The sequence below is a fragment of the Halomonas sp. MMH1-48 genome (genome assembly GCF_022348105.1).
Taxonomy (GTDB): domain Bacteria; phylum Pseudomonadota; class Gammaproteobacteria; order Pseudomonadales; family Halomonadaceae; genus Vreelandella; species Vreelandella piezotolerans.
This window is the reverse complement of sequence record NZ_JAKRFL010000001.1, coordinates 46,865-73,208: the sequence shown is the minus strand read 5'-3', so window position 1 is coordinate 73,208 and position 26,344 is coordinate 46,865. Positions and strand designations below refer to the sequence as shown.

The following is a 26,344-nucleotide window of genomic DNA, read 5'->3' as shown; positions in this document are numbered from 1 at the left end:
AAACTCTCAACGAACAAACAATAGGAGACATGGGTGAACCTAGAAACAAAATGGCTGGAAGACTTTGTCGCCCTTGCAAACACTCGGAGTTTTTCAGCCTCTGCTCGACAGCGCCATGTCACCCAGCCCGCGTTCAGTCGGCGTATCAGGGCCTTGGAGCAGGCCGTTGGCGTCACCCTGGTGGATCGATCCACCACCCCCATTGGGTTGACCTCAGAAGGGCAACTCTTTTTGGTGACTGCACGCAATTTAGTCGAACAGCTTAATGAATCGCTGAGTCATTTACGCGGCTTGTCGATTGCCAACGAAGCGCTGGACATCGTCGCGGCGCATTCGCTCGCGCTGAGTTTCTACCCCCCCTGGATCTCAAGACTGCAAAAAGGGCTGGGGGAGTTGCCGACGCGCTTGGTCGCCATGAATGTCGGTGAAGCCATTCATGTGCTGCGCGAGGGTAACTGCGACCTGATGCTGGCCTACTACGACCCTTTCGCGACGATGCAGTTAGATGCAGAGGTCTTTCCATCATTCTCCATCGGTAAGGTCAAGATGTTGCCCGTCTCGCTACCTGATACGCAGGGTAAGCCGCTATTTTCGCTGCAGCGTGATAGCTCGATTCCTTATTTGGCTTATACCCAAGGGGCCTTTCTAGGCCGCAGCGTGCGCATGCTGCTGAAAAATGACCCATTACGAATGAAACTTCGAACCGTTTATGAGACGGCGATGGCCGAAGGTTTGAAGGGCATGGTATTACAAGGCGTTGGTGTTGCTTGGATACCTGATTTTTGTATACGCGACGAGTTAAAAACCGGCAAGCTCGTGAGAGCTGGGGATGAGAGTTGGGATATACCGCTAGAAATACGTCTCTATCGCTGTTCGCTAGTGCACAAGCCGGGGGTAGAGCGGCTGTGGCGGCAGATGATGAAACTGCCGCGTGATTTCTTGCAGGCCTAAACGTGTAGCTCTAAAGAGAGCCAAAATCTGCGGGCAGGCCGAGGAAGTTTTGGATAATGAAAAAATGGTCTTCAAAGAGGCTTTCGGGCTCCAGGTCGGCAAGCGCCACCCAGCGTGCGTGATCGCCGCCCTTGACGGGTTTAAGGCGGGGCAACTGCTGGTCGGGCCGCAAAGCAAAGTAAAACGCCTCGGCCAACGTGCGACCTCGCCAGCTGCGGTGTGGCTCATCGAACAGCCGCTGACCCTTTAGCGAGCCTTTCAAAACGGGCTCTGGTACTTTCAGCCGGAGCCGTTCGCGAAGTTCACGCAAGCAAGCATCTAGCAAACGCTCATGGGGGTTGATGAAACCACCGGGGAGGGCGAACAATCCTTTGCCCGGCGCCGCCGTACGCTTGACTAACAGCACATGACCCGACTGAACGACAACAGCGTTCACCGTGACGAAAATAGGCGGATAGGGTGCCTGGGACCAGGCGTGACGATATTGGTCTAGAAGCTGCTGCTCTTCCAGCAGCCGATGGTAAGCATTTCCTTTGCAAAAATCTCTGACGCTCTCTACGACGCCGGGTGGCAAGTCATGGTAAGCACCGGTACTCAAGTAGTCATCGGTAGAGCCAGGGGAACGAAACAGCCGCTCACGAATGTGACTAGCTGAAATACCTTCGACCAACGGGACACTGACGGACTCCCACTGGGGGAAAAGCGAGAGATAGTAGCTTGATTGGCCGCGACTCGCACCAATGAGCCCAATACGCGGTAAGCGTGCATTGGCGGGGGTAGCCAGATGGCGCACCTTGCGCTGTACGTCTCTCACCCACACATCATCATTATAAAGCGCATCCAACAGGGGAGTGATTTCAAGCCGCTGATTGTCCGCATCGTCAAATCCTGAGCGAAGCATCGATTGGCGCTCATTGAAATGCCAGGGATTGCGTAACGACCGTGCTTGCCAGGATGAGCCCACCATGACGATCACTTGGCGCGCTTTTTTGAGCGCTTCTCGAATAATGGCCAGATGCCCCAAGTGGGGTGGCTGAAATCGACCTATGAACACTAAGCAATCAAAGTCGTAAGATGTGGCAGATCGGGCTGCATCTGAGTTCATCGCATTTCCTGATTGCGGAAAATGAAGAATAGAGCGGTGCCATTATGATCGCCACCCTACATCCCTGCAATGCAATCATGACTGCGCTCAACGCTTTGATTAGGTATGCTTATTCATTCGTTGTCAGACCGGCGTTGCAAAAGAACGCTATACACTGCGTTGAAGGGAAACACTATGATTAAAAAGACACTCACGTTTTGGTGGAACGTGGTTCAGGATGCAACGTCGTTATGGCTCGAGCGCAATGCGTTCAGTTATGCCGGATCATTGGCATTTTATACGCTGTTTTCGCTCGCACCGACGGTTATCATTGCCGTTACCGTGATTGGTGTGGTGTTAGGAGAAGAGGCCGCCCAGGGCCAAATTGTCGCCCAATTACAAGGCACTTTAGGAGTGGATGCGGCCTTGGCGATCGAGCAAGCCGTGGCGCAATCGCGCATTGAAGAGTCGGGTATCCTGCCGACCTTACTTGGCTTTATTGCGTTACTCGTCGGTGCCACGACCGTCTTTGCCCAGATGCAGTTCTCGCTCAATACCATTTGGGGAGTGACCGCTAAACCGACCAGTAACAGTGCATTTATTTTCATCAAAAACCGACTGCTCTCGTTGACCGTCGTACTTTCGATTGGCTTTATTCTGCTCGTCTCGCTTGTGCTCGGTGTCATGCTCAGAGGTATGCTTCACGCTGCTAATGACCTTCTCCCTTTCGCGAGTCTACTGACGACGACCGCAGAGTCTTTGATTTCACTGGCCATGGTCGCTTTACTCTTTGCCACTATCTTTAAAGTACTGCCGGATGTCGTGTTACGCTGGCAGGATGTATTGATTGGCGCTGTCGTCACTGCCGTGCTTTTCACCATTGGGCGCAGCGTGATTGCGATCTACTTGGCTTATACCGCGACGGCGTCGACCTATGGAGCGGCGGGGTCCGTCGTCATGATTCTTTTGTGGGTGTACTATAGCTCGCTTATTTTGCTGTTTGGTGCTGCTTTTACGCGCTCGCTGCTGTTACGCCGTGGACGTCCGCTAGTGCCACGCAATAGCGCCGTACTGGTCAAGCGAGAACTGCTTTGATGTTAAGGAGTGGACGATGGCTCAATGCTGTGTACGTGCATTCGTAACGGGAAAAGTGCAGGGCGTCTGGTATCGCCGTGCTACTCAAGAGCAAGCACTCTTGAGAGGCGTCACCGGCTATGCGAAAAACTTGCCTGATGGTCGTGTGGAAGTGCTCATGTGTGGCCAGGTTGCGGCTGTCTCAGAGCTTGGTCAATGGCTATGGCAAGGTCCACAAGGGGCGCAGGTCACTCATGTCACGCTGGAGACACTCGAGAACCAACACGCCCCTGACCACTTCTCGACCTACTAGATACGTGCTACTGGCACTGGGTGAAAAAGTTAGTGAGCCTCGGTTTGCCAAGCGCGGATATTGTCGGCAGTGAGGCCAACGATGTTTTGCCGTGCTTCAGGCGTTATCCAAGCGTTGTGAGGCGTTACGATCAAATTGAGCGGTTCTGCTTTTGCCAGAGCATCGAGGAGCGGATGCCCGTCTTTGGGCGGCTCGGTAGGCAGCACATCGACCGCTAACCCACCAATGTCCCCGTTACGAAGGGCCTCGAGCGCCGCCACTTCGTCGATGATGCCGCCACGGGCACAGTTGACGATCAAGAGTGACGGCTTGGCCTTGGCAAGACGCTCCTTGTTGAGAAGGTGTTTCGTAGCCTCGTTCAGCGGACAGTGTAGGCTGATGACGTCGGCGGTGGGCAGCAGTTCGTCCAAGGACGGCCGCTGATCGTTGTGCTCATTGCCGGGTCGGGCGGCAAACGTGACCTGCATACCAAAGGCTTCGGCTAAACGTGCCACTTCAGACCCCAGTTCCCCTTGGCCGACCATGACCAGTTGCTTGCCAGACAACTGCAGTGTGGGATGTTCCTGCAAGCAGAAAAAGTCACTGTCCTGCCATTTTCCATCGGCAATGTCCGCTTGATAGCGGGGGAGGCGATTGGCCAATGACAGCATGAGCATGAGGGTATGTTGCGAGACACTGGCTGTGCCATAGGCCGAGACGTTCTTGACGGCGATGTTATGCGCTTTAGCGGCCTCCAGATCGATGTTGTTCAGCCCAGTGGCCAGCACACAAATGAGTCGCAACGAAGGTAGCTGAGCGAGCGTGTCGGCGTCGAGTTTGACCTTGTTGACGATCGCGATCTCTGCTTCGACCAAGCGTTCACGAGCTTGCGTCGTGGTGCTCTGCTGATGGATCTCTAAGTGCGTGACAGCGTTACGAATCGCCGTCAAATCGATGTCTGGGCCAAGGCTTTGGGCATCCAGTATGACCGCGTTGGGCATTGCATGTTCTCCATTCATTGCCGAAAGCCGCTTGGCCTTGCTCGGCAGGGGGCACAAAAGGGTATAATGACCGCTCTATCGACCGCAGTCTTGGAATTTATCCTGGCAGGCCACATATTGTCAGCCTGGTAACGTCGGGTGAACCGCGATACCGACAAGACGAAACCTGTTGGAGTTGAGCTTTTTCAGGAGCCATCAACATGCCCATCTATGAGTACGAGTGCAAGGCCTGCGGCCATCGCATGGAAAAACTTCAGAAAATTAGCGCAGATCCGTTAAAAAGCTGCCCTGCATGTCAGCAAGATGATCTGGAGCGCTTGGTCTCTGCAGCCGGGTTCCGCTTAGCGGGTGGCGGTTGGTACGAAACTGATTTCAAGACAGGCAGCAAAAAGAATCTTGCTGCTGAAGGACAAGCTTCCGGTAGCGCGAAAAGCGATGCCAGCAGCACGTCAACAAACAAAGGCGCCGCGGCATAGCCGCGGCTGTCAGGGCCATGGCCCAAGACAACTTAATTGCCACGAAACAGAACAGGATGTGACATGCGCAGCCATTATTGCGGCCAGCTTAACGAAACATTGGTGGATCAAACGGTCACCGTTTGCGGTTGGGTTCACCGCCGTCGTGACCACGGTGGGGTTATTTTTCTCGACATGCGCGACCGTGACGGTATCGCCCAGTTCGTCGTCGACCCCGATACCGCCGAGGCGTTTGCTAATGCCGATCGTGCTCGCAGTGAATACGTTCTGCGCATCACTGGCCGCGTTCGGCTGCGCCCCGAAGGCACTCAGAACCCCAACATGCCCACCGGCATGATCGAAGTGCTGGCAAAAGACGTCGAGGTGCTCAATACCGCCGCAACGCCGCCTTTCCAGCTCGACGAGCATGGCAAAGTTGGTGAAGAAGTGCGTTTGAAGCATCGCTATATCGATTTACGTCGGCCCGATATGATCGAGAAACTGCGTCTTCGTTCGCGTATTTCACATAGCGTTCGTGCCTACCTGGAAAACCAAGGGTTCTTGGACATCGAAACGCCGGTACTGACCCGTGCCACACCTGAAGGCGCGCGAGACTATCTGGTACCTAGCCGCACCCATGCAGGCAGCTTCTTTGCGCTGCCGCAGTCCCCCCAGCTGTTCAAGCAGCTGTTGATGGTGGCGGGTTTCGATCGCTACTACCAAATTGCCAAGTGTTTCCGTGACGAGGACCTGCGTGCTGACCGTCAGCCGGAGTTTACGCAGATCGATATCGAAGCCTCTTTCGTGGAAGAGAACGACATCATGGGCATTACCGAAGCCATGATTCGTCAGTTGTTCCAGGAAGTGTTGAGCGTCGAACTTCCCGAGTTCCCGCGCATGACCTGGCATGAAGCCATGGACCGCTTTGGTTCCGACAAGCCCGACCTGCGTATTCCGCTGGAGCTGACGGATGTCGATGACCTCATGAAGCAGGTGGATTTCAAGGTCTTTTCCGGCCCGGCCAGCGCAGACGACGGTCGTGTGGCGGCGCTCAAAGTGCCGGGTGGCGCCAAGCTTTCTCGTAAAGAGATCGATGAATACACCAAGTTCGTGGGTATTTATGGTGCGAAAGGCCTGGCGTGGATCAAGATCAACGAACGTGCCAAAGGGCTGGATGGCTTGCAGTCGCCGATCGTCAAGTTCATGGAGAACGTCGTCGAAGAGCTGCTGGACCGTGTGGGGGCCGAGGATGGCGACATCATCTTCTTCGGTGCCGACAAAGCGCGTATCGTCAATGAAGCCATTGGTGCGCTGCGCGTCAAGCTCGGGGCCGATCTTGACCTCTACACCCAGGCGTGGGCGCCCCTGTGGGTCGTTGACTTCCCCATGTTCGAAGCCGACGACAATGGCCGCTTAAGCCCGCTTCATCACCCGTTTACGGCACCGTCTTGTTCGCCGGAAGCGTTGAAGGCCGACCCGGCCAAAGCGCTCTCCCGCGCTTACGACATGGTGCTTAATGGTACGGAACTTGGCGGTGGCTCTATCCGTATCCATGACCAAACCATGCAGAGCACCGTGTTCGAGATTTTGGGTATTGGGCAAGAAGAAGCGCAAGAGAAGTTCGGCTTCTTGCTGGATGCGCTGCAGTACGGCGCACCGCCCCACGGCGGCCTTGCCTTTGGTTTGGATCGTCTGGTCATGCTCATGGCGGGCGCAAAAACCATTCGTGAAGTCATTGCCTTCCCGAAAACGCAAAGTGCGGCTTGTTTGATGACCGACGCCCCGGGTGAGGTCAGCGCTGACCAGCTCAAAGAGCTCAACATTCGCTTGCGCCAAAAAGTAAAGGCGGATGCTGCGGGCGAATAAGATCGCCTTATCGCATTGACGAGTCAAACACCGACGCGCCAGCGTCGGTGTTTTTGTTTCAGGTAGTACTAAAGGAAGAGGGCGAAGAGAAGTGTCCATGGACGAAAGACAGCCCCCTGCGACGATTAGAATTCTGGGGATCGATCCAGGTTCCAGGATCACCGGGTATGGAGTGATTGACCTAGTAGGGATGAAGCCACGCTATGTAGCCAGCGGCTGCATTCGAACGGCTGAGGGAGCGCTAGAGCAGCGCCTGGCTCAGATTTATGCAGGGATTGGCGAGGTGATAGGGCTTCATCGCCCCGATGCCGTCGCCGTCGAGCGGGTGTTTATGGCCAAAAATGCAGACTCCGCGCTGAAACTCGGTCAAGCCCGTGGAGCGGCGCTGGTCTGCCTAGCGAACCATGGATTAAGCATTGCCGAGTACGCAGCGCGGCAGATCAAACAGGCGGTAACCGGGCAAGGGGGAGCCGATAAAAGCCAAGTTCAGCACATGGTCACTACGCTGCTTGGCCTATCGGACACCCCCCAAGCGGATGCTGCCGACGCGCTGGCGATTGCCTTGACACACGCCTATGCAGGGAGTGCGCTCGTCATGGCGACGCCATCTCGCAGTAAACGCCGCGCTACCGGTCGTTGGCGGCTTTAGGGTTACTGGTCATCTGTACAGAGTAGCTTTATAGTGACCGCTACTTCGAATGGCTGTGAGGCAAAGGATGATTGGACGTTTGACGGGCTTATTGCTGGAAAAACAGCCGCCGTGGATGGTGGTTGACGTTCACGGGGTAGGTTACGAGCTCGAAGCCTCAATGAACACCTTCGTGGCGCTGCCAGCCCCTGGCGAGCAGGTGATGCTATATACCCATCTGACAATACGTGACGATGCCCATTTGCTTTATGGCTTTGGACGCGAGCATGAACGGGCATTATTTCGTGCGCTAATCAAAGTCAACGGCGTCGGCCCCAAGCTCGCCTTGGCGATTCTATCCGGTATGGATGAAGACGCTTTTATGCGCTGCGTGCGAGACGACGACAGCAAAGCACTGACGAAGCTGCCAGGAGTGGGTAAAAAAACGGCGGAGCGTTTGATCATCGAAATGCGCGACCGCTTTCCGGATTGGGAGCAGGGCAGTCATGCTCCCCTCGCTTTAGAAGCTACCAGTGGACGAGCCGCGCCTAGAGACCATTTGGCAGACGCAGAAGCCGCTCTCGTCAGCCTGGGTTATAAGTTGACCGAGGCGGCCAAAATGCTCGCCGATGTTGATCCGAACCAGAGCACCGAAGCCCTCATCAAAGCCGCATTGACCAAGCGAATGTCTGGTTGAGCTGTACGGGTATCATGAGTACGCCTTGGTAAGCACTCCAGAAGAGTCACTATGTTAGAACACGACCGATTAATTGCCGCCGAGCCCGAGCAAGGCGAAGTGCGCATCGACCATGCGATTCGTCCCAAGCACCTCAAGGATTATATTGGCCAGCCACGGGTGCGCGAGCAGTTGGAGATTTTCATTGGGGCGGCACGGCTGCGCGAGGAGAGTCTGGACCACACCCTGGTCTTCGGCCCGCCAGGGTTGGGCAAAACGACGCTCGCAAACATCATTGCCACCGAAATGGGCGTCGGGTTGAAATCGACGTCTGGTCCGGTGCTCGAGCGCGCCGGCGACCTTGCCGCCATGCTCACGAATCTCGAGCCTGGCGATGTGCTGTTCATCGATGAAATCCACCGCCTCTCTCCCGTGGTAGAGGAAGTTCTGTATCCGGCGATGGAGGATTTTCAACTCGATATCATGATCGGTGAAGGCCCCGCAGCGCGATCCATCAAGCTGGATCTCCCAAAGTTCACACTGGTAGGTGCCACGACACGAGCAGGACTGCTCACGTCTCCGCTACGCGACCGCTTTGGCATCGTGCAACGCCTCGAATTTTATAACCTCGAAGAGCTAACCGAAATCGTCGCGCGCTCCGCCCGTTTGCTTGGCGTGGAAACCAGCCGTGAAGGGGCCATCGAAGTCGCCCGGCGCTCTCGTGGGACGCCTCGTATTGCCAATCGGTTGCTGCGCAGGGTACGCGACTACGCCGACATCAAGGGCGACGGCGTGGTGGACGTGACGCTCGCCGATGCGGCACTCAATATGCTAAACGTCGATCATCACGGGTTGGATCATATGGACCGACGCCTGCTGCTGGCCATGATCGACAAGTTCGATGGCGGTCCGGTCGGGGTCGACTCACTGTCTGCCGCCATTGGCGAAGAGCGCGATACCATCGAAGACGTTATCGAGCCGTATTTGATTCAGCAAGGCCTAATGATGCGTACCCCCAGGGGACGCGTGGTTACCCGCCAAGCTTGGTTGCACTTCGACCGCGTGCCCCACGAGCATTCGATCAATGCCGAGGGAGAGCGTCGACCATGAGCGAAACATTTAGCATCCCCGTGCGGGTTTATATGGAAGATACTGACGCGGGGGGAATTGTCTACTACGTTAACTACTTGAAGTTTATGGAGCGTGCACGCAGTGAGTGGTTGAGAGATTTAGGCCTCGACCAGCAAACGCTGCTAGACGAAGGTACGCAGCTAGTGGTATACCGCATGGCCTGTCACTATGCCAAACCGGCCCGGTTAGATGAGGCGCTCACGGTGACGGCCAGCATCGCGGAGCAGGGACGCTGCCGAATGACTTTCGCGCAGCAGGTTTTTCGTGAAAAGGAACTCTTGTGCTCTGCCACAGTCGAGATAGCCTGCTTGCACGCAGCAACACTGCGCCCCAAAGCGTGGCCATCATCACTTAACACCGTATCCCGTCGATAACGACACTAATTGATTGAAGAGGGCAACTGTGAACGATAACGCCATGTCCATTCCCCACTTGATAATGAGCGCCAGCACGGTCGTACAGCTGGTCATGTTGCTGCTCGTGGTGGGGTCAATTCTCTCGTGGGTGGTGATTTTTCAGCGCAGTATCGCGCTACGACGAGCCAAGCAGGAGTACAACCAGTTCGAAGAGTCGTTTTGGTCTGGCGTTGACTTGAACGAACTCTACCGTGAGATTCCTGCGGACGATCCTCGGCACGGCGCAGAGCATATTTTTCAAGCTGGTTTTCGTGAGTTCAATCGCTTGATGCCCAAGACTCGCAGTGCTGACACCGTACTCGAAGGCGTTCAACGCAGCATGCGCGTTGCCTGGTCGCGGGAAGAGGATCGTCTGACTCAGCATCTCGTGTTCTTGGCAACGGTCGCCTCTGCCAGTCCCTATATCGGCCTATTTGGCACGGTGTGGGGCATCATGGGGTCGTTCCAGTCGCTCTCCATGACGCAACAAGCCACGCTCGCCACGGTGGCCCCCTGGATTGCAGAGGCGCTGATTGCCACCGCCATGGGGCTCTTCGCTGCGATTCCCGCCGTTATTTTTTATAACCGTCTCTCCAACAATGCGTCCCGCCTACTGGGCAAATACGAAGACTTTGCTGAGGAGTTTCACGCCATTTTGCATCGTAATCTGCAAGGGCGTGACGGCAAACCTAGCGCTGGTTAAGGGAGTCTGCCATGCAAGGTCCGTTCAATCGTAGTGGCAAAAGCAAGCCGATGGGGGAAATCAATGTCGTCCCCTTCATCGACGTCATGCTCGTGCTGTTGGTCATCTTTATGATTACCGCTCCTATGCTGACGCAGGGTGTTCAGGTCGACCTTCCACAGGTCACCTCCGAGCCTATTGAGACGCAGGAAGATAATGACCCGATCATCATCTCAGTCGATCGAGAGGGCGGCTACTTCATTACGTTGGGTGAGGACTCGACGGCCGTGACGCTCGACGAGATGTCGGAAAGGGTCGTGGCCATTCTGCAGCGCCGCCCGGGAACACCGGTCATGGTGAGGGGTGACCGCAATGTACCCTATGGCCAGATCGTTCTTCTGATGAGCACGCTGCAGCGCTCGGGTGTCGCCAACGTGGGGCTGCTTTCCGAGCCGCCGCAAGATGGTTAAGGGCGAGTCGCACATGGCTGTGAAACCACCGCGTGACCCTCAAGACGTTGGCTATACGTGGCCGACGATTTTGGCCATTGCCGTGCACCTGCTCGTCATCGTGTTTAGCTTGATAAAGCTACCCAGTATGACGGCCGAGCCTGACTCCTCTTCGATCGTACAAGCGACGTTCGTGAGCACGGAAACGTTTACCGATCAGGCTCAGCAAGTCACCGAGCAGCAGGCGGCTATGAACAGTGCCACTGAGCCTGAAACGCCCGATCCAGAACCGCCCAGCGAAGAGCCCTCTGCAGAGGAGCAGGCCGCCGCCGAAGCCCAGCGACAAGCGGAGGCCGAAGCGGCTGAACAAGCCCGCGCCCTCGAACAAGCGCAAGCAGAGGCCGAAGCCGAGGCGCAGCGTCGTGCTGAAGAGGCTGAACGGTTGGCCGAACAGCAGGCAGCCGAAGCTCAGGCTCGCGAAGCCGAAGCGCAGCGTGCTCGCGAAGAAGCAGAAGCCCAGCGTCAGCGAGAGGTGGAAGCAGAGCGTGCACGAGCGGAAGCGGAGGCTCAGCGTCAGCGTGAGGCCGAGGAGCAGCGCCAACGCGAGGAAGAAGCTCAACGTCAGCGCGAGGCGGAAGAGCAGCGTGCTCGCGAAGAGGAGGCTAGACGTCAGCGCGAAGCCGAAGAGCAGCGCGCACGTGAAGAAGCCGAAGCGCAACGTGCTCGGGAGGCAGAGGCGGAGCGTCAGCGCGAAGAGGAAGCTCGTCGCCAACGAGAAGCAGAGGAGCAGCGCGCGCGTGAGGCAGAAGCCCAGCGCCAACGGGAAGCCGAAGAGCGTCGCGCCGCAGAGGCGGCAGAAGCCGCTATGCAGCGCCAGCTCGCTGGAGAAGCAGAGGCGGCTGCCAATGCTCAGCAAGCACAGCAAGCAGCCAATAGCTTCATCAACATCGTGCGCCGTGCCGTTGAGCAGGCGTGGCTGATTCCGCCCGCTGCGAGTGATTCGATGAGTGCTACGATACAAGTACGGCTTGGCCCATCGGGTGAGCTGTTAGCGACTTCTGTGGCCGCCTCCAGCGGCGACAGTGCATTTGATCGTTCGGCCATGCAAGCGGTCGAGCATGCTGCCCCGTTCAGCGAGTTACGTGACTTGCCAGCGGAGCAGCAGCGTTCTTTACGTCAATTTAATCTGCGATTTACCCCGGGGGATGTTCGCTGATGGAAACGTTAAGCAAAGTGTGGCTCTTTTGCGTACTGCTACTGATCAGCAGCGTAGCAAGTGCCAATCTAACCATTGAAATTACCCGCGGCAGTGATCAAGCGCTGCCCATTGGCGTCGTTCCCTTTGCAGGCAACGAAGGATTACCCGAGGACGTTGCTCAAATCGTGCAAGACGACCTCGAGCGTAGCGGTTTTTTCGCACCGCTCGAGCGTAGCGCCATGTTTGACCGTCCCAGCCAAGCGTCGGACGTCGAGTTTGGCACCTGGAGGTCGCTGGACGTTCGCTACCTCGTCGTGGGGCGTGCCCAGCAAACAGGTGGGGGATATGAGTTACAGTTCGATTTGGTCGACATTAGTGGCCAGCGCCCCATGATCAGTGAAACCGTCACGGCGAGCAGTAACGATCTTCGCGGCGCAGCGCACTACATCAGCGATCAAATCTTCGAAGCCATTACGGATATTCGCGGTGCATTTTCGACGCGCATTGCCTATGTGACGGCTCAGGGGCTGGGCGACAACATGCAGTTTGGCCTGTACGTTGCCGATGCCGATGGCCGCCGCAGTCAGCAAGTATTGACATCCGATCAGCCGATTATGTCACCGGCATGGTCCCCGGATGGCCGCAAACTTGCCTACGTCTCGTTCGAGACTGGCAAGCCATCTATTTACATCCAGGATGTCAATACAGGCCAGCGCGTTCAAGCCACCTCGTTCGACGGCATCAATGGCGCACCGACGTGGTCTCCCGATGGCCGCCGTATCGCCATGTCACTTTCTAAAGACGGTCAGCCAGAAATTTACGTGCTGGACGTGGCCAATCGTTCTTTGGAGCGTATCACTCAAAGCAATAGTATCGACACCGAACCCGCTTGGTCTCCGGATGGGCGTAGCCTGATTTTTACCTCCGATCGCAGCGGCGGCCCACAAATCTATCAGACCTCGCTGGGTAGTGGAGAGACCAACCGATTGACCTTCACGGGTAACTATAACGCCCGTGCACGCTTTTCACCTGACGGTGAAGAGATCTTTATGATTCACCGTTCGAGCCGCGGTTTCCAAGTGGCCAAGCAAAATCTTGATGGCGGTCGCTTGGTGGTGTTGAGCGAATCCACAAGAGATGAATCTCCTAGTGTTGCACCGAACGGGACCATGGTAATCTTCGCTACCCAACAGGGTAATAGCGGAGTACTAAGTGCCGTTTCAGCCGATGGCCGCTCGTCATTTAGGTTGCCCGCAGCACAAGGTGATGTACGTGACCCTGCGTGGTCGCCTTTCTTAAATTAATAGATGAACAGCACTAATCTCTGTTTTCAGGCAAGGAGTCTGATTATGCAACTTAAGCCGTTGGCTCGCTCATTGGCAGTCGCGTTATCTATCGTAGTGATCGCTGGCTGTTCCAGCACCGGCGGAACCCAGGACGGTGACTCGTACGGAAGCCAGGATGGCAGCAGTATGGGTGCTAACACGTCGGGTGTGGGCACAGGTGGTCAGTATGGTTCAACATCGGGTTCAGGCGCTGGCCAGCAGGCCGATTCGCGCATTCCTGAAGTGCGTACGATCTACTTCGATTACGATCGTGACACGATCAAGAGCGAGTATGAATCCGTCGTGATGGCGCATGCGCGCTACCTGCGTGCCAACCCGAATGCCCGTGTGGTTTTGCACGGCCACACCGACGAACGTGGTACTCGTGAATACAACATGGCACTAGGCGAGCGTCGTGCCGGCGCCGTGCAGCGCTTCCTGAACATTCAGGGCGTTTCTCCGTCACAAATGAGCGTAGTTAGCTACGGTGAAGAGCGTCCGGCAGCGAGCGGCCAAAACGAAAGTGCTTACTCGCAGAACCGTCGCGTCGTCTTTAACTACTGATCGTATTGGCGTGTGCAGGCACGCCAATCGCATCGCTCGGAGCTAATATGAATCACAGTCTCAAGCGCTATGTTGAGAGGCTGTGCGGTGCGGGAGCCCTGGCGCTCCCGCTTTCCGTATTGCCCTTATCATTTTTGTCCGGTACAGCGTTGGCACAACAGCCCCTCGTGCAAGATCTCTCTTCTGGTTCTTCCAGCGGCTTTTATCAGCAAACGCAGCGGCAAGAAGCATCGGGTGGCAATCTGGTGCTGTTCAATCAAGTGCAGGAACATCAGCAGGAAATCCAGCAGCTACGGGGCCAAATCGAAGAGCTGCGGCATCAATTGGAGCAATTGCGAAACCAGTCGCAGCAGCAATACCTGGATATCGAAGATCGCTTGATGAGCAGCGCGCCAAGTCAAATCGAGCAGGCCACTCCTGAGGTCGAGCCCGAGGCTGCAGAGCAGGTCGTACAGGCACCTTCCTCGCGAAACGTTTCCGAAGATGCCCAGGCCGACTATCAAGCTGCCTTTGCCCATGTACAAGCCCGCCAATTTGGGGACGCTATTGCGGCGTTCGAGGCCTTTGTGTCCAACCACCCCGATAGCAGCTTGACCGCGAACGGTCATTACTGGCTTGGCGAGCTCTACGCTGCGGAGGGTGAGCTGGACGCTGCAGACCAAGCGTTTACCCGTGTCATCGAGCAGTACAGCGGCAGTACCAAAGTGCCCGATGCGCTCTACAAGCTTGGCTTGGTCAAAGCACGTCAAGGGGAAGCTCAACGCAGTCGTGAACTGTTAGAGCAGGTCCGCGACGACTATCCGCAAAGCAGTGCCGCAGGGTTGGCCAACGATTTCTTACGCCAATCCGCAGGTTAACAAGTGTGAAGAGAAACGCCTCAAGGAAACCTCATGAGCTGTAAAATCGACTATCAACCAGCGCCCAATCTGCTCGAAAATCGCGTCGTGTTGGTAACCGGTGCGGGAGATGGGATTGGTCGCGCGGCGGCATTAGCCTATGCCCGCCATGGGGCTACCGTGGTGCTGTTAGGGCGCACGATTGCCAAGCTTGAACGCGTTTATGATGAAATCGAAGCAGCGGGAGGCCCACAGCCCGCCATTTTTCCGCTCAACTTCGAAGGCGCGACCCTCAAGGACTTCCATGATATGGCAGAAACGCTGGACAAAGAGTTCGGGCGTTTGGATGGCCTATTGCATAATGCGGGATTGCTGGGCCGTATTACCCCTTTCGAGCAGTATAATCCTGAGCTGTGGGAACAGGTGATGCAGGTCAATATCAATGGTCCCATTTGGATGACACAGGCGCTGCTGCCGTTGCTGCAAGCATCCGATGATGCTTCGGTAGTTTTTACGTCGTCTAGCGTAGGGCGGAAGGGCCGCGCTTACTGGGGAGCCTATTCGGTCTCCAAATTTGCAACGGAAGGCTTTGTGGAAGTGCTCGCTGACGAGCTGGATAAGCAGCCCAACGTGCGGGTCAATACGTTGAACCCTGGGGCAACGCGGACACAAATGCGCCGTACCGCTTACCCTGGAGAAGATCCCTTCACGCTGCGCACGCCTGAAGAGATCATGCCAACATATCTATGGCTCATGGGGCCCGATAGTAAAGGCGTCAGCGGCCAGAAATTCGATGCCCAGCCGCCACGCGCCTGACCGTTTCTCTTTTTAAGTCGTTCGGTGGCCGTGCAAAGCGGCCACCAGCTCGGCGCAGGTCGCAAACCATAGGTCGGCGGGCCACTGCTGATAGTCATCCTCTTCACTGATATAGCCATAGCCCACGGCCACGGCGGTCATGCCAGCCGCTTTGGCGGCTTCCATGTCTCTCACATGATCACCGACGTACCAACACGCCTCGGGTGGAATGCCCAATCGCTTTGCTGCTTCCCAAAGTGGTTCAGGCGCTGGTTTTTTGACCCTCAAGTCATCAGCACACAACAAAGCCCCCGGGGTAAGCGCCAGCGCCTCGATCAATGGTTCGGTATAGCGGCGTGGTTTGTTGGTGACGATTCCCCACTTACGTGCTTCCCCCTCCCAGGTAATCAACCACTCATCTAGGGGAGCGAACAGTCTGCTATCGACGGCCAAGGCCTGCTCGTACGCATCCAACAAGAACTGCCTGGCCGCATCGTGCTCAGCACTACCCGCCTCCAGCCCGAGTGCCAACGTCACCAATGCACTGCCGCCATTCGAGACTTGGGCGCGTATGACGTGAAACGGCAAAGGATCTAAACCGTGATGCGTACGCAGTGCATTCGTCGCCGCCGCGAGATCCGGTGCGGTGTCGACCAGCGTGCCGTCCAAGTCGAATAGAATCGCAATGGGGGGAGTAGCTGACGTCATCATTCGCTCACTTTACGGCAATACATCATATAGTTAACCGACACATCGTGGGGCACCAAGCGATAATGACGCGTAATGGGGTTATACGTCAGCCCTGTTTGTTCGCGTACTTCTAGCGCTGACGAGCGTGCCCATTGGGCCATCTCAGAAGGGCGGATGAATTTCGAGTAATCGTGAGTGCCGCGGGGCAATAATTTGAGCACGTACTCTGCGCCTACAATGGCAAACGCGTAGGATTTTGGTGTTCGGTTCAACGTAGAGAAAAACACATAACCACCGGGACGCACCAGTACGCTACAGGCACGAATGACCGAAGCAGGATCAGGGACGTGCTCCAGCATCTCCATGCAGGTCACCACATCGTAATGACCAGGCTGTTCGGCTGCTAAGCCTTCGACGCTAACATGGCGATAATCGACCTCGACCCCACTTTCTTCAGCATGCAAGCGGGCAACGCCAAGCGGTGCTTCGCCCAGGTCGATACCCGTCACATGGGCACCTCGATGGGCCATCGCTTCACTCAGAATGCCGCCACCGCAGCCAACGTCTAAGACCTTTTTTCCGGCAAGCCCCGCTCTGGCATCGATAAAATCAAGTCGCAGTGGATTGATATCGTGGAGCGGTTTGAATTCACTGTTTGGATCCCACCAGCGACTGGCAAGTGCTTCAAATTTCGCAACTTCTGCGGCGTCGACGTTGTCTTGGTGGCGCCCAGTAGTGCTATCCTGAAGTGTCTCTGGCATGGTGTAACCCCTATCAGCGATGAATGGTGAGTAGTCGATGCGCCCTTGGCCATTGTTAGGCGAGGTGCCATCCACTCTTACGTTGAGTATGATGGTTATTCTAACCACTCCTGGCGTGGAACGCATGGAAAGGAACGCAGCATGAGGCCTAACACTTTATTTTACCGGCGCTTATCGGATAAGGAGAGCCGCTGATGAAGGTACTGCTGCATGGAAGTGAGCTCAGCGCGGCCACGGCGGCGGCCGCCCTGGCCTGGGTCGGACACCGTGTAGATTGGCTGCTCCACGACAGCGTTCCGTGGTCCACTCTGGTCAATGCAGATTGGCTGCGGCGCGAGCCTTCTCTCATGGGGCATATCGAACAGGCCATGGCTGCTGGTAACTTACGTGTCATCGACGCCCCGGAGATGTGTAAGACGCCCGATGTTGTTTGGCTAGGGCTCTCTCCTAGCCAGCGACAAGCGGCCAGCACGCTTCTCGGGCACGGCATGTTCGACGCCTACAGTGGGGCAGTATTGGTCAATAACTCGACGTTCCCGGTAGGCGAGACGGAACGGCTGCACTCTCTCATGGGGCAGCAGCATAGTCGTGTTGCCCTGCCTGATACATTAGAGGAAGGACGTGCATGGCAATCGTTTACGCGGCCCATGCGCTGGCTGCTGGGTTGTGATGACGCCAAGGGCGAACAGGTGACTCGAGAGCTACTGCGCGCTTTCAACCGTCGTAGCGAAGTGTTTCAGTGTATGCCTTGTCGGGCAGCGGAACTGACCAAGCTGGCCATCAATGGCATGCTCGCGACACGCATTAGCTACATGAATGAGATTGCTGGGTTGGCGGACACGCTGGGAGTCGATGTCGAACACGTTCGCCAGGGAATGGGGGCCGATACACGTATCGGTTTTGAGTACCTCTATCCGGGCTGCGGCTTCGGCGGGCCCAATTTTTCGAGGGATTTGATGCGCCTAGCCGACGTACAGTCCGCTAGCGGACGTTACTCGGCGTTGCTCGAGCAAGTCATGGACATCAATGAGCAGAAGAAAGAGACTCTGTTCAGAAAACTATGGGGGTTCTTCGAAGGCGATCTAGCGGGTAAAACCGTGGCGATATGGGGAGCGGCCTTCAAGCCCGGCACCGCACGCATCGACCACGCGCCGGTGCTCACGTTGCTCGAAGCCTTGTGGGCACAGGGCGTCACGGTCAAGCTCCACGACCCGGCCGCCACTCATGCGCTGCACGCTACCGTTGGCCAGCGGGACGGTCTAATGACTTTCGACGCAGATCCCTATTTGGCTTGCCAAGATGCGGATGCGTTGATGTTAGTGACCGAATGGAAGGCCTACTGGAACCCCGATTGGCATCGCTTAGCGAGTCTCCTCAACGCAAGGCTTATTTTGGATGGTCGTAACATTTACGATCCGGCTTTTGTGGCGAGCTGTGGCCTGCATTACCGAGGGATTGGGCGCCGCGCCGATCCAACGACGCTTTAAGGAAACATCATGTCTGACGCGACTTCATCTCAGCGTATCGTTCCCGATGTGGATCAAAGCCTGACGGCGCATCATTTACGTCATCGCAGAGGCCCGAAGCTTTGGCCCCTGTGGCTCATGTTAGTGTTGATTCTACTTCTCTTGGGAGCTGCGGCGGCGGGATTGTGGTACGAGAGAGAACGGCTGCTGGGCGAAGTACATCGCGTTAGTGGTGAAGTCTCTAATCTACACGCCAGGCTGGACTCAGGTGACACGGATGCTCAGGATGCGTTAACCTTTGTACAAGCTCAAATGACGACGCTGTTTCAAGAGCAGGAGCAGCTCTCCATTGCGCTCACCAATACCCGGGAAGAGCTCTATGGGCTGCTGACGGATAATGAGGAGCTAGTCTCCGATGAAGCACTGGAGCCACTCGCTTTACAGTTGGAACAAGTCCAAGAGCAAGCCGAGTTACGCGACCGCCAGCTCGCCTCGATACGCTCTTCGTTGGATGCGTTGGAGCAAGCAGGAACGTCAGGGCGGCAAAATTTGGTCGAAGAAGTAGCGCATTTGGAGAACGTTCTGGGGCAGCGTCTGACCTCCATGGAGCGCCAAGTTTCCAGCGACCGAGAAGCACTAGAGGCACAGTTTCAAAACTGGCAGGCAGAGGTCGAGCAGCAGTTGACTCAGCTATCAAACGACGTGACGGCCGTTGCATCAGCCGATGAATCTGCCACTCAGGCGGAGCTATCGGCCCTTCAGGAGCAGTGGTCTCAACGCTTGAGTACACTCGAAAGCGACGTCAGGCAGGTCCGCCAAGCGCAGCTTGCCTTTAGCGCGCAGATGGAGATGCTGAGAAATTAAGTACCTGTTTATGCGGTCAAGTGTAGTCGCCACACAGCCGGTCATGGGGTTAGGGATATCACGGTATGGGAAGACAACGGCATTGGCCCTCGGCCAAACAAATGGCCTGTGTAGTGACACTGCCACTTTTATCGGTTGCCACCTCCACATGGGCGTTAGAGGCGGCTATTAGCGGTGTCAGCGGTCAAGTCTCCGATAACATCGGTGCTTACTTGGAAACTATCGACGCCGAACAATACACCGACACGCGTTTAGAGGGGGAAATTCGCCAGCGTAGCCAAGAGGCCATGCGTGTATATGGCTACTATGAGCCCGACGTCACGGTGGATCTAAACGCGACGCCTATTTCCATAAGCATAGAACCAGGCCCACAAGTCACGATCGAAGTGCTCGACATCACCCTCAATGGAGATGCCAACGACGATCCACCGTTCCAAGAAGCGCTAGATGACTTTCCTCTCAAAGAAGGCGACCCTTTACGTCATGCTCCATGGGATAACTTGCGCTCGCAGTTCGCTGGGTTAGCGATCGAACGCGGCTATTTCGACTGGGGCTTCTCCGACCGCAGAATGGAAGTCCGTCCTTATTTGGAAAGCGCGCGTCTCTACATGACCTTCGATAGCGGCCCTCGTTATCAGTTTGGCGAGACGTTGATCACGGGCAGCCATATCCAGCCCGAGCGGTTACGTGAAATGCAAACCTTCGAAACAGGGGACCCTTACCTCGCCGAGTCGCTAGCCCGCTATAATCAGCGGCTGGCGGAAACAGGTTGGTTCAGTTCTGTTTCTGTGAGGCCACGCTTGGAAACCGCGCAAGAATTGACGATCGCTCCTCCCAGCGGTGGATCTCCCTGGTGGAACGAAGCGACGGCATCGCAACCCCAGCGCCCGCGACTGAGCAGCGCAGCACTGGCCAGCGCACTGAGCATTCACAGCCACAATGACACTCGGCTTCCCATCGACATCAATGTAGAGCCCGCTGATCGACACCAATTCGAAGTGGGTGTGGGCTTTGCTACCGACGTGGGCCCCCGTCTCCGCTTTGGGTGGCAACAGCCCTGGATCAACCGGTTTGGCCATAGCCTCAACCATGATCTCTATGTATCTGCTCCAGAGCAGCGGTTTACCGGTGTGTACAACATTCCGCTCGAAGATCCCCTACGTGACAGCTACCGTCTCCAATACGGCGTGCGAAACGTCGATGATAGCGACACCCAGTCGTTAGAAGGCACGGTGGAAGTGGCGCGGCGCTGGGAGTTCGATAACCGCTGGGTGCAAACGCTTTACTTCAGAACGACCTATGAAGATTTTACTCAAGGTGGTCAGGCAGACGAAGTTTGGCTGTTCTATCCCGGTATTCAGTGGTCGAGAACCCGCACGCGCCCTCAACGTTTTCCGTTATGGGGCGACCGCCAGCAGCTGTCGATCGAATACTCCGACCGCGCCTGGGGATCCGATGCGCGATTCACCCGGCTCACGGGGGATACTGAGTGGATTCGTATGATCGGTAACGATAATCGCTTTTCTGCACGGTTGAGCATAGGGGCCATTGAGACGGATGACTTTGACAAACTACCGCCTTCGCTACGTTTCTTTGCCGGCGGTGACCGCAGCGTACGTGGCTACTCCTACGAGAGTTTGTCCCCCCGCAACCCAGAAGGGCGTTTACGCGGTGGCCAGCAAATGCTGACGTCGACGCTTGAGTACCAGCGCCGTGTGACCGGAGACTGGTGGGGCGCCACCTTCATCGATGCCGGTGATGCATTCGATAATTGGGGGCCCAATGATCTCAAAACAGGCGCAGGGGTAGGGGTTCGCTGGATCTCTCCTGTAGGGCCTATTCGCTTCGATATAGCCCACCCCTTCGATGTGGACGACGCTTTCCGCGTGCACTTCTCTATCGGTCCGGAATTCTAGGAGAGCGCCTTGACTCAGGTCGATAAACCAACAGCCCCACAGCGTCAGCCGCTCTCGGCCAAACGCCGCCTCTGGTTAGCCCTATGGAGCTTGCTGCGTCTGCTCATCGTCTTCCCGCTATGGGTGCTGGGCATAATCATCGTTATGCTCGGCGTTGCCTTGTCGCCTTGGGGGACGGAGCAGCTGTTCTCGCAGGGCGAACAGCGCGGTTTCTTTACCTATGAACAACAAGAGGGCGCGCTTCTCGATCGTTTTCGTCTTGAAGGCTTTCAGATGGCCGTTGCAGGCACTCGGATCGAGATTGATGATGTCGAGCTTGCGTGGGCAGAAGACTGTTTACTCTCCGGTAAGCTTTGCCTGGAGTCACTGCGGATAGAACAGGCTGACATTCGTCTCTCCAGCGGGTCAGGGGCGGAAGAGCCGCCTCAAGAAGAACCGGGGCCTTTAAATATAACGCTGCCGTTTCCCATTGAGCTGCGCGACATCGCACTGAATGACGTGCGGCTTACCCTGGGCGATGGTACTCGTATCGAATGGACAGCATTTACCACCTTGATCTCTGCTGAAGGGCAGCAGGTCACCATTGCACCCACGACGCTCGAATCGCCGTCGATCTACGTGCCGCCATCTCCAGGTGTACTGCTGACGCAAGACACCAACACAGCATTGAGCGCAACTGCCATTGACGCTGCCGTGCAGGCCACTCGCCCCGTCGAAGCTGACGATGGAGCGCCGTCACTTGCGCTGAGCGATCGGGAGCGCCTGTCGCTACCCGAATTCACCATGCCAATCGACGTCGAGTTGGCCTCCTTGCTCGTCACGGATGTCGATATTTCAGGTGCCTTCGAGTACCAGGTCGAGCGACTGTTGTTAGAAGCGCAGGCACGGGAAAGCCGTATCACGCTCAGTACATTGGAGCTTGCCACCCCAGATGCCGATGCCAGTTTAACGGCTGACATCAGCTTGAGCGGTGATTATCCCCTGGATGCGGCGCTTCGCGCAGAGCTATGGTTGCCCGACATTTTTCCCGCGCTAAGGGGAGAGCAGGTAGCCCTCGATCTCTCCGGTAGCCTTGCCGACTTGACGGCTGATCTAAGGTTATCCGGTCAGGTGGGAGCTACGTTGACAGCTCAAGTCGATGCGCTTGCGCCCACGCTGCCTTTCGAGGCACGTCTCGAAAGTGATCGCTTGCAGTGGCCGTTGAGCGACCCTTCCAGCGAAGGTGCAGGCAGCGAAGAGACCGATAGTGGCAATGAAAGCCAAAGCGACCCCTATATACTGGAGAACCTCGATCTCGCTGTCAGTGGAAGCCTAGCGTCGTATCGAGTGAACTTGGCCACGGTGGCGCAAGGCCCTCAAGTTCCAACGACCGCCATCGAATTGGAGGGTGAAGGGGATTTGTCCTCTTTCCGCTGGCTCCCGCTCGCGATCACCGTCGATGAGAGCGTTGTGAGCAGTGAAGGCGAAGTGAACTGGTCCGAGGCCATCGCCGTGGACGCACAGGTACGTTTGGATGCGTTGGATCCTTCACTCTTCGTCCCCCAGTTGGAAGGCAATCTCAGCGGCAGCATCGTGGCGAGTGTCCGCCAGCGGGGAGCGCGCTGGGACGTCAGCGTGCCTGAACTCGATATTCAGGGGCGATTGCAGGAGTATCCTCTCACTCTTCAAGCAGAACTCGCCGCCAACAGTGATCTAGAAGTCGATATCCAAACGCTGCTATTCACCCAAGGCCATAATCGCCTGACCGCGTCTGGTCAAATGAGCCAAGAGGCAATGTCCCTAGAGGCCAATATCGCGCTCAACCAATTGCAAAGCCTCCATCCTGATCTAGCCGGGGAGCTGACCGGCGACATTCAGGCACAAGGCAGCTTTACGCAGCCTAACATCGTAGCGAATGTGAACGGCCGCAATCTGCGTTTTGCCGAGAACCGCTTAGCGGTGCTTTCGCTATCTGGAAGAGTGGAAGGTCTGGATGATCCTGACCTACGCATCGACCTGGATGCCCAAGGCGTCAACGCAGCAGGTCAATCATTGGCCTCTGTCGCGTTGGTTCTGACCGGCCGACTCTCAGAGCATGCCCTACGCCTTGATGCCACCGGCGACACCAACAATGTTCTAAGCCGCGCGAACGTGGCGCTTAATGGCCGTTTCAACCAACAAGCTCAGCGTTATCAAGCCCGGCTGACACCTCTGGAAGTCGATTCGGAGGCTGGGGACATCCGACTGGAAGAGCCTCTGGACATTACTTACAACCTGGCCAATGGGCAGGCCAACCTCAGCCCGTTTTGTCTGCGTCGCTTGCAGGGAGGGCTAGTGTGCTCTGAAGAGCCAATAACGGCCTCTGCTGACCAAGGGCGCGCCGTGCTGAGCGTGCGCGAGGTGCCTATGGAAATGTTGGAGCCGTTCCTGCCAGAGGAGTGGAGCTTCCAGGGGGACACCACGGCCGATCTAGTCGCTAGTTGGCGTCAGGGCGGCGCACAGTGGCAAGCCAATCTTCAATTATTGAGTGAGTTGGCCATCACTGCGGTTAACGATTATGGCCAGCCCGTCGAGCTACCGGTGATCGATCTCGATACACGAATCGAAGCCAATCAAGCGCAAGCGCAGGCAGACGTGCTGTTATCCCTCTCCGAAGCGGGAGAATTGACGCTCAACTTGGCGGTTAACGACCCTCTAGGTCAGGGTGCCCTAGACGGTCAGCTGCGCGCCAATAACGTCACTCTAGCGCCGTATCGCCCCATGGTAGTGGGTATGGACGAGTTAGAAGGCGGCCTGAATGGCACCGTTACCATTGGCGGCTCGACTAGCCAGCCGGACTTACAGGGTGAGCTTGCTCTGCGTCGTTTAAAAGTGAGCGGGCCAGACATTCCCATTGCGATCGTGGATGGTGAACTAGCCGTTGCCTTCGATGGTGAAGAGGGGGAGATCGATGGATTCATTGCCGCAGAACGCGGACGCCTTAACATCAGCGGTAACGCCTATTGGCCCACCGGTGACGCCTGGCGAATCGGGGTCGATCTCAATGCAACACAAGAACCCTTGCTCGTCGTTCTCCCGCAGTTTGGCCGCTTGGAGGCAGCGCCGGACATTCGCATACGCGTCACTCCTGAGCGTCTTCAAGTTCGTGGTAACGTGGACCTCCCCTGGGCGCGTCTGGAGGTCGGTGATTTACCAGCGTCAGCAACATCACCTAGCCCCGATGAGATCATCATCACCGAGCGAGATGACCGCGAGGCCGAGCGCCAAGCACGTCTGGCCGCAGAAGCAGGCAACGACCCCAGCGCGGCCGACGAGTTAGCATCCACCGGCATGGTGCTTGACGTTCTGATCACGCTCAATCTTGGCCGGGATATGCAGATTTCAGCTTACGGGCTGGAATCAGGGCTGAGCGGCAGTCTCGAAGTTCGCCAAGACAGCGGCGCGCTGCAGCTATTTGGCGATGTCAATCTCGTCGATGGCCGTTTCCAAGCCTTTGGCCAGGATCTGTTGATTCGTCGTGGTCAGCTTATTTTCAGTGGGCCACCTGGACTTCCGGTATTGGACTTCGAGGCCATTCGAAACCCTGAGGTCACCGAAGATGACGTGATTGCTGGCTTGCGGGTCACCGGCAACGCAGAGCAGCCGAACGTCATGATCTTCTCCGAACCTGCGATGGACGAAACGCGCTCCCTTTCTTACCTGCTGCGCGGCCGGGCACCGGATGCGTCGGGTGGCGGGATCGACAGCGCGTTGACCACGGCGCTGATCGGAATGTCATTAGGACGGACGGGCGGCGCCGTGGGCTCGATTGGGGAAGCATTCGGTATCGACGATCTTACGCTGGATACCACCGGTGCCGGTGATGATAGCCAGGTCGCCGTGAGCGGTCAGCTCACTGATGACTTACGCATTAGCTATGGTGTAGGTATTTTCTCTCCCATCGCGGAACTCACGTTACGCTACACGCTTTGGCGGAACCTGTATGTTCAAGCAGTGTCTGGAGCTAACCAGGCAGTGGACCTGATCTATAGATTCACCCGTTCGGGCGATCCTTATATTTATCCCCAGCAATAGAGAGGGTGTTATGACGCTATTGACGAAAAAGAGCGCACCAGAAGGGCGCGACACACCTATCGAGACAAGCGACCTTCATACCATTACCGGACACTCGATCCATCCTCCTTATCCGGAAGGACATGAAGAGATCGTGTTCGGTATGGGTTGCTTTTGGGGAGTTGAGCGCCTTTTTTGGCAGCAGCCGGGGGTATATGTCACGGCGGCTGGCTATGCCGGTGGCACGACGCCCAACCCGACCTACAAAGAAACCTGCACTGGCCTGACCGGCCACACCGAAGTCGTCCGGGTCATTTTTGATCCCAAACAGGTCCCTCTAGAGACTCTGCTGCAAATTTTCTGGGAGCAGCACGACCCAACGCAAGGTAATCGCCAGGGTAACGATATCGGCAGCCAGTACCGTTCAGCCATCTTTACCACTACGGACGCGCAGCTGGCGGTCGCTCGGCAGAGTGCCGAAGCCTTTCAGCAGGCCCTTACACAAGCCGGTAAAGGCACTATCACCACAGAAATCAGACCGCTGGACGTTTTCTATTATGCCGAGGCGTATCATCAGCAGTACCTCGATAAAAATCCGGGGGGATACTGCGGCTTGAAAGGCACAGGCGTCACCTGCGCCATAGGGTGAAGGACATCATTATGCAGCATCGATCTTCAAGGGGGCGAAGAGCCCCCCAGTGGGCATGCGTCATGACGCTACTAGGGCTTTTTGCCATGAGTGCAAAGGCTGAGCAGTCTCTCCCTGCAATGCCGCAGACGGCAGAAGATACGCCGTTTGCGAGCGAACGTGAGGCGGTCATTTGGCGCCAAGACGAACTCAAAGACCTGGAGCGTCTGCTCCGGCAGCTTCGCTTCGACTTGGTCAACAATCAGGATGCTCGTGGAGCAGCCCCGCGACTGGCAGAGTTGCAAGAGAAAGCGACCCAAGCCCATTTTTTGCCAGCCTTTATTGCAGGAACCGATGGACGTGGCTCTGACGCCAAGCCAGACATCTGGGAAGAGTGGGAAGATTTTGCTGCCGGGTTCACCGACCTGGAAGAGAAAGTGAGCGTTTTGGTAGAAGCGGCAGAACGGGAAGATTACCGAGCAGCGACGCGCGCGTTTTCCGATGTTGGACTGAGCTGTCGTAGCTGCCACCGAGCTTACCGCTACGACTGACGGCAACGGATCGTGGCGATGGTGGAGCTGTTGC

26 protein-coding genes are annotated in these 26,344 nt (G+C 56.5%); 22 read left to right on the top strand and 4 right to left on the bottom strand.

All coding sequences use genetic code 11. The features are described from left to right. Positions 1-33 precede the first annotated feature (33 nt). Positions 34-951, top strand: a complete 918-nt coding sequence (locus MHM37_RS00365; protein ID WP_139527535.1) for a LysR substrate-binding domain-containing protein — start codon at positions 34-36, stop codon at positions 949-951. A gap of 10 nt (positions 952-961) precedes the next feature. Here the strand turns inward: MHM37_RS00365 and MHM37_RS00360 are convergent, their stop codons facing one another. Then, positions 962-2,056 carry a bifunctional nicotinamide-nucleotide adenylyltransferase/Nudix hydroxylase gene (locus MHM37_RS00360; protein ID WP_239295740.1) on the bottom strand — a complete coding sequence of 365 codons (1,095 nt, stop codon included), beginning with the start codon at positions 2,054-2,056 and terminating at the stop codon, positions 962-964. A 174-nt stretch (positions 2,057-2,230) separates the two neighbouring features. Between MHM37_RS00360 and MHM37_RS00355 the strand changes: the two genes are divergently transcribed. Together MHM37_RS00355 and MHM37_RS00350 are read left to right on the top strand one after the other, a co-directional pair. Beyond that, complete coding sequence (locus tag MHM37_RS00355; protein ID WP_219863769.1) at positions 2,231-3,130, top strand: YihY/virulence factor BrkB family protein; 900 nt, start codon at positions 2,231-2,233, stop codon at positions 3,128-3,130. A gap of 16 nt (positions 3,131-3,146) precedes the next feature. Beyond that, positions 3,147-3,422: an acylphosphatase gene (locus MHM37_RS00350; protein WP_219863766.1), complete on the top strand. Its 276-nt coding sequence runs from the start codon at positions 3,147-3,149 to the stop codon at positions 3,420-3,422. A 29-nt stretch (positions 3,423-3,451) separates the two neighbouring features. Here the strand turns inward: MHM37_RS00350 and MHM37_RS00345 are convergent, their stop codons facing one another. Further along, entirely contained in the window at positions 3,452-4,402 is a 951-nt protein-coding gene (locus MHM37_RS00345; protein WP_153843336.1) for a D-2-hydroxyacid dehydrogenase, read from the bottom strand. Positions 4,403-4,602: 200 nt separating this feature from the next. Between MHM37_RS00345 and MHM37_RS00340 the strand changes: the two genes are divergently transcribed. From MHM37_RS00340 to MHM37_RS00280, 13 genes are all read left to right on the top strand, one after another. Continuing rightward, entirely contained in the window at positions 4,603-4,878 is a 276-nt protein-coding gene (locus MHM37_RS00340; protein ID WP_139527544.1) for a zinc ribbon domain-containing protein, read from the top strand. A gap of 63 nt (positions 4,879-4,941) precedes the next feature. Further along, entirely contained in the window at positions 4,942-6,723 is a 1,782-nt protein-coding gene (aspS, locus tag MHM37_RS00335; RefSeq protein WP_239295741.1) for an aspartate--tRNA ligase, read from the top strand. A gap of 97 nt (positions 6,724-6,820) precedes the next feature. Further along, on the top strand, positions 6,821-7,372 hold the full coding sequence (ruvC, locus tag MHM37_RS00330) for a crossover junction endodeoxyribonuclease RuvC (protein WP_239295742.1): 552 nt from the start codon (positions 6,821-6,823) through the stop codon (positions 7,370-7,372). A gap of 67 nt (positions 7,373-7,439) precedes the next feature. Then, complete coding sequence (gene ruvA / locus MHM37_RS00325) at positions 7,440-8,048, top strand: Holliday junction branch migration protein RuvA (RefSeq protein ID WP_139527553.1); 609 nt, start codon at positions 7,440-7,442, stop codon at positions 8,046-8,048. A gap of 51 nt (positions 8,049-8,099) precedes the next feature. Then, positions 8,100-9,137, top strand: coding sequence for a Holliday junction branch migration DNA helicase RuvB (gene ruvB / locus MHM37_RS00320; RefSeq protein ID WP_139527555.1), 1,038 nt, complete (start codon positions 8,100-8,102; stop codon positions 9,135-9,137). Beyond that, positions 9,134-9,532, top strand: coding sequence for a tol-pal system-associated acyl-CoA thioesterase (gene ybgC, locus MHM37_RS00315; RefSeq protein ID WP_139527557.1), 399 nt, complete (start codon positions 9,134-9,136; stop codon positions 9,530-9,532). Before ruvB ends, ybgC begins: the two co-directional genes overlap by 4 nt. A gap of 28 nt (positions 9,533-9,560) precedes the next feature. Then, positions 9,561-10,256: a protein TolQ gene (gene tolQ, locus MHM37_RS00310; protein WP_139527559.1), complete on the top strand. Its 696-nt coding sequence runs from the start codon at positions 9,561-9,563 to the stop codon at positions 10,254-10,256. Between the two features lie 11 nt (positions 10,257-10,267). Beyond that, a complete protein-coding gene (gene tolR, locus MHM37_RS00305) occupies positions 10,268-10,705 on the top strand; it encodes a protein TolR (protein ID WP_139527561.1) in 438 nt (145 codons plus the stop codon). A 13-nt stretch (positions 10,706-10,718) separates the two neighbouring features. After that, entirely contained in the window at positions 10,719-11,900 is a 1,182-nt protein-coding gene (gene tolA / locus MHM37_RS00300; RefSeq protein WP_239295743.1) for a cell envelope integrity protein TolA, read from the top strand. Then, positions 11,900-13,186, top strand: coding sequence for a Tol-Pal system beta propeller repeat protein TolB (gene tolB, locus MHM37_RS00295; protein WP_239295744.1), 1,287 nt, complete (start codon positions 11,900-11,902; stop codon positions 13,184-13,186). The genes tolA and tolB overlap by 1 nt, the downstream gene beginning before the upstream one ends. A 45-nt stretch (positions 13,187-13,231) precedes the next feature. Continuing rightward, a complete protein-coding gene (gene pal / locus MHM37_RS00290; protein WP_139527566.1) occupies positions 13,232-13,771 on the top strand; it encodes a peptidoglycan-associated lipoprotein Pal in 540 nt (179 codons plus the stop codon). Positions 13,772-13,818: 47 nt separating this feature from the next. Beyond that, positions 13,819-14,628: a tol-pal system protein YbgF gene (gene ybgF, locus MHM37_RS00285; protein WP_139527568.1), complete on the top strand. Its 810-nt coding sequence runs from the start codon at positions 13,819-13,821 to the stop codon at positions 14,626-14,628. A gap of 33 nt (positions 14,629-14,661) precedes the next feature. Further along, complete coding sequence (locus MHM37_RS00280; protein WP_139527570.1) at positions 14,662-15,423, top strand: YciK family oxidoreductase; 762 nt, start codon at positions 14,662-14,664, stop codon at positions 15,421-15,423. A gap of 12 nt (positions 15,424-15,435) precedes the next feature. Here the strand turns inward: MHM37_RS00280 and MHM37_RS00275 are convergent, their stop codons facing one another. Together MHM37_RS00275 and ubiG are read right to left on the bottom strand one after the other, a co-directional pair. Continuing rightward, a complete protein-coding gene (locus MHM37_RS00275; protein ID WP_219863850.1) occupies positions 15,436-16,110 on the bottom strand; it encodes an HAD-IA family hydrolase in 675 nt (224 codons plus the stop codon). Further along, entirely contained in the window at positions 16,110-16,853 is a 744-nt protein-coding gene (gene ubiG, locus MHM37_RS00270; RefSeq protein ID WP_139527572.1) for a bifunctional 2-polyprenyl-6-hydroxyphenol methylase/3-demethylubiquinol 3-O-methyltransferase UbiG, read from the bottom strand. Before ubiG ends, MHM37_RS00275 begins: the two co-directional genes overlap by 1 nt. A 194-nt stretch (positions 16,854-17,047) precedes the next feature. Between ubiG and MHM37_RS00265 the strand changes: the two genes are divergently transcribed. From MHM37_RS00265 to MHM37_RS00240, 6 genes are all read left to right on the top strand, one after another. Beyond that, entirely contained in the window at positions 17,048-18,340 is a 1,293-nt protein-coding gene (locus MHM37_RS00265) for a nucleotide sugar dehydrogenase (RefSeq protein WP_139527574.1), read from the top strand. Positions 18,341-18,349: 9 nt separating this feature from the next. Next, complete coding sequence (locus MHM37_RS00260; protein WP_219863741.1) at positions 18,350-19,183, top strand: hypothetical protein; 834 nt, start codon at positions 18,350-18,352, stop codon at positions 19,181-19,183. 65 nt (positions 19,184-19,248) lie between these two features. Continuing rightward, the gene (locus MHM37_RS00255) at positions 19,249-21,099 is read left to right on the top strand and encodes an autotransporter assembly complex family protein (protein ID WP_239295745.1); all 1,851 of its coding nucleotides are present in this window, start codon (positions 19,249-19,251) and stop codon (positions 21,097-21,099) included. Positions 21,100-21,108: 9 nt separating this feature from the next. Then, positions 21,109-25,152 carry a translocation/assembly module TamB domain-containing protein gene (locus tag MHM37_RS00250; RefSeq protein ID WP_239295746.1) on the top strand — a complete coding sequence of 1,348 codons (4,044 nt, stop codon included), beginning with the start codon at positions 21,109-21,111 and terminating at the stop codon, positions 25,150-25,152. Between the two features lie 10 nt (positions 25,153-25,162). Then, the gene (gene msrA / locus MHM37_RS00245) at positions 25,163-25,780 is read left to right on the top strand and encodes a peptide-methionine (S)-S-oxide reductase MsrA (protein WP_239295747.1); all 618 of its coding nucleotides are present in this window, start codon (positions 25,163-25,165) and stop codon (positions 25,778-25,780) included. Between the two features lie 86 nt (positions 25,781-25,866). Next, positions 25,867-26,310, top strand: a complete 444-nt coding sequence (locus MHM37_RS00240; protein WP_231125611.1) for a cytochrome c — start codon at positions 25,867-25,869, stop codon at positions 26,308-26,310. The last annotated feature ends 34 nt before the right edge of the window (positions 26,311-26,344 follow it).